The sequence below is a fragment of the Ornithinibacter sp. genome, from assembly GCF_035443565.1.
Taxonomy (GTDB): domain Bacteria; phylum Actinomycetota; class Actinomycetes; order Actinomycetales; family Dermatophilaceae; genus Fodinibacter.
The window spans coordinates 1-3,592 of the sequence record NZ_DAORSO010000189.1; the positions used below are offsets into that span (position 1 = coordinate 1).

The 3,592-nt window shown below is 69.1% G+C and carries 4 protein-coding genes; all 4 read left to right on the forward strand.

The features are described 5' to 3' along the window. The coding region (locus tag PLL68_RS13080) for an amidase family protein (RefSeq protein ID WP_324534770.1) at positions 1-687 on the forward strand (687 nt) is incomplete at its 5' end. Between the two features lie 3 nt (positions 688-690). Next, positions 691-2,217: an Asp-tRNA(Asn)/Glu-tRNA(Gln) amidotransferase subunit GatB gene (gene gatB, locus PLL68_RS13085; RefSeq protein ID WP_324534772.1), complete on the forward strand. Its 1,527-nt coding sequence runs from the start codon at positions 691-693 to the stop codon at positions 2,215-2,217. A gap of 237 nt (positions 2,218-2,454) precedes the next feature. Next, a complete protein-coding gene (gene ahpC / locus PLL68_RS13090; RefSeq protein ID WP_324534773.1) occupies positions 2,455-3,018 on the forward strand; it encodes an alkyl hydroperoxide reductase subunit C in 564 nt (187 codons plus the stop codon). 4 nt (positions 3,019-3,022) lie between these two features. Continuing rightward, the coding region (locus PLL68_RS13095; protein WP_324534775.1) for a thioredoxin family protein at positions 3,023-3,592 on the forward strand (570 nt) is incomplete at its 3' end.

A 3,592-nucleotide genomic window follows, 5' to 3' on the forward strand; every position in this document is an offset into this window, starting at 1 on the left:
GAGGTCGTCGAGGTGTCCTGCCCGAGCTTCAGCTACGCCCTGGCCGCGTACTACCTCATCCTCCCGAGCGAGGCCTCGAGCAACCTCGCGAAGTTCGACGCCATGCGCTACGGGCTGCGCGTCGCCCCCGACGACATCGATGCGCCGAGCGCCGAGCAGGTCATGGCCGCCACCCGCGACGCCGGCTTCGGCGACGAGGTCAAGCGGCGCATCATCCTGGGCACCTACGCCCTGTCCAGCGGCTACTACGACGCCTACTACGGGTCGGCCCAGAAGGTGCGTCGACTCATCGCCAACGACTTCGCGGCAGCCTTCGAGACCGCCGACGTCCTGGTCTCACCGACGGCGCCGACGACGGCCTTCAAGCTCGGCGACAAGCTCGATGACCCGATGGCGATGTACCTCAACGACATCGCGACCATCCCCGCCAACCTCGCCGGCATCCCCGGCATGTCGGTGCCGAGCGGGCTCGCGACCGAGGACGGGTTGCCGGCCGGCTTCCAGATCCTCGCCCCCGCGATGCAGGACCAGCGGTTGTATGCCGTCGGTGCGGCCCTCGAGGCCAGGCTCACCGCCGCGTGGGGTGGGCCGCTGCTCGACCGGGCGCCCGACCTGCTCGGTAACGTCCGGCACCTTGGGCCCCAGGACAGCCACCTTGCCGGACGCAACGCAGGAACGGAAGCCTGAGCCATGACCCAGACCCACGCCGAGGCGACCCTTCCCTTCGACGACGCGATCGCCGCGTTCGACCCCGTCATGGGACTCGAGGTGCACGTCGAGCTGAACACCGCGACGAAGATGTTCTGCGGCTGCCCGACCGAGTTCGGCGCCGAGCCCAACACCCAGACCTGCCCGGTGTGTCTGGGTCTGCCCGGTGCCCTGCCGGTCGTCAACGCGGTGGCCGTGGAGTCGGCGATCCGCATCGGGCTCGTGCTCAACTGCGAGATCGCGCAGTGGTGCCGGTTCGCCCGCAAGAACTACTTCTACCCGGACATGCCGAAGAACTTCCAGACCTCGCAGTACGACGAGCCGATCGCGTTCGAGGGCTACCTCGACGTCGAGCTCGACGACGGCACGGTCTACCGGGTCGAGATCGAGCGGGCCCACATGGAGGAGGACACCGGCAAGTCGCTGCACGTCGGTGGCTCGACGGGTCGCATCCACGGCGCGACGCACAGCCTCGTCGACTACAACCGCGCCGGCATCCCGCTCATCGAGATCGTCACGAAGCCGCTGACCGGGGCAGGGGAGCGGGCTCCCGAGATCGCCCGCGCCTACGTGGCCACCCTGCGTGACCTGCTCAAGGCCCTGGACGTCTCCGACGTGCGGATGGAGCAGGGCTCGATGCGCTGCGACGTGAACCTCTCGCTCATGCCCAAGGGCGCCGAGGTGTTCGGCACCCGCTCTGAGACCAAGAACGTCAACTCGCTGCGCTCGGTCGAGCGGGCGGTGCGCTACGAGGTCGGGCGGCATGCTGCCGTGCTCACCTCGGGCGGGACCATCGTGCAGGAGACGCGACACTGGCACGAGGACACCGGGGTCACGACCTCGGGGCGCGCGAAGTCCGACGCCGACGACTACCGCTACTTCCCCGAGCCCGACCTCGTGCCCGTGGCACCCTCGCGCGAGCTGGTCGAGTCGCTGCGGGCGACGCTGCCCGAGCCGCCCGCGGCCCGCCGCAAGAGGCTCCAGGGTGAATGGGGCTTTGCCGACCTCGAGATGCGCGACGTCGTCAACGCCGGGCTGGTCGACCTCGTGGAGGAGACCGTCGCCGCAGGTGCGTCCCCGGCGGGTGCGCGCAAGTGGTGGTCCGGTGAGGTGGCGCGGCGCGCCAACGCCGAGGGTCTCGACGTACCGACGTACGCCGCCGGTCTGGGGGTCGGCGCGGCATCCGTCGTCGAGCTCGAGGGTCTCGTGACGTCCGGTCGACTCAACGACTCGATGGCTCGTCAGGTCTGGGAGGGCGTGCTGGCCGGGGAGGGCACTCCGACGCAGGTCGCGGACGCCCGTGGGCTCGAGCTGGTGCAGGACACCGGCGCCCTCGAGGCGGCCGTGGACGCCGTCATCGCGGCCAACCCCGACGTGGCCGACAAGATCCGTGACGGCAAGGTCGCGGCCGCGGGCGCGCTCATCGGTCAGGTCATGAAGGCGATGAAGGGCCAGGCGGATGCCGGTGCGGCGCGGGCGATCATCATGGAGCGGCTCGGCCAGTCCTGACCCCGGGGCCGGGCCTGCCTGCCCGACGTCCCTGCATCGACCAATAGGTCGATGCAGGGACGTCGCCGGCTGTTCGTGAGGTGACCTATTGGTCGATGTGGGGTCCGTTCCGCGGTGCGGAACCCCGCTGTGAGGTGGCAGGACGGCATCCACTAGACTTGAACCACTCCAGTTCGGCTGGCGGCAATGGTGACGCCCCCTGGTAGGTAACCCCCCCTCACAAGGAGAAGTGACGTCATGTCCCTCGTCAACACGACCATCAAGCCCTTCGAGGCCACTGCCTTCGTCAACGGCTCGTTCGTCCCGGTGTCCTCGGCGGACATCGAGGGGAAGTGGGCGATCTTCTTCTTCTACCCGGCCGACTTCACCTTCGTCTGCCCGACCGAGCTCGGCGACCTCGCCGACCACTACGAGGAGCTCAAGGCCCTCGGCGTCGAGGTCTACTCGGTGTCCACCGACACGCACTTCACCCACAAGGCGTGGCACGAGGCGTCCGACACCATCCGCAAGGTCACGTACCCGATGATCGGCGACCCGACACAGCGCATCTCCAAGAACTTCAAGATCCTGCGCAAGGCCGAGGGCCTGGCCGACCGCGGCACCTTCCTCGTCGACCCCGACGGTGTGATCCAGTTCCACGAGGTCACCGCCGAGGGCATCGGCCGCAACGCCGCCGAGCTCGTGCGCAAGGTCAAGGCCGCCCAGTACGTCCGCAACCACCCGGGTGAGGTCTGCCCCGCCAAGTGGGAAGAGGGCGAGGACACCCTGGCCCCGTCGCTCGACCTCGTCGGAAAGATCTGATCGCATGCTCGATCCGGCTCTCGCCAAGCAGCTGTCGGCCTACCTGACCAAGGTGGTCGACCCCGTCGAACTCGTCAGCAGCCTCGACGAGTCGGCCACCTCGGGCCAGCTCGCCGACCTCCTCGACGAGATCGCGAGCCTGTCCGGTGGCCGGATCGTCCACGTGCGCGGTGGGGATGCCGCACGCCGCCCCTCCTTCCGGATCGTGCGCGTGGGCACCGCCATCGAGGTGGAGTTCGCCGGGATGCCGCTCGGGCACGAGTTCACCTCGCTCGTGCTCGCGCTGCTCCAGGTGGGCGGGCACCCCGCAACCGCTGCCACGGAACTCCTGGATGCCGTTCGCGGCCTCACGGGGGAGCACCGGTTCGAGACGTACTTCAGCCAGTCGTGCCAGAACTGCCCGGACGTCGTGCAGGCGCTCAACCTGATGAGCATCCTCAACCCCGGCATCAGCCACGTCGCCATCGACGGCGCGGTCTTCCCGGGTGAGGTCGAGGAGCGCGGCGTGCTCGCGGTGCCCATGGTCTTTCGCAACGGCGAGCTCTTCGGCCAGGGGCGGATGACCCTCGAGGAG

Excerpts from the sequence above, each read along its gene's own strand:
- gatB (WP_324534772.1), top strand. The coding sequence starts at position 691 with ATGACCCAGACCCACGCCGAGGCGACCCTTCCCTTCGACGACGCGATC.
- ahpC (WP_324534773.1), top strand. The coding sequence starts at position 2,455 with ATGTCCCTCGTCAACACGACCATCAAGCCCTTCGAGGCCACTGCCTTC.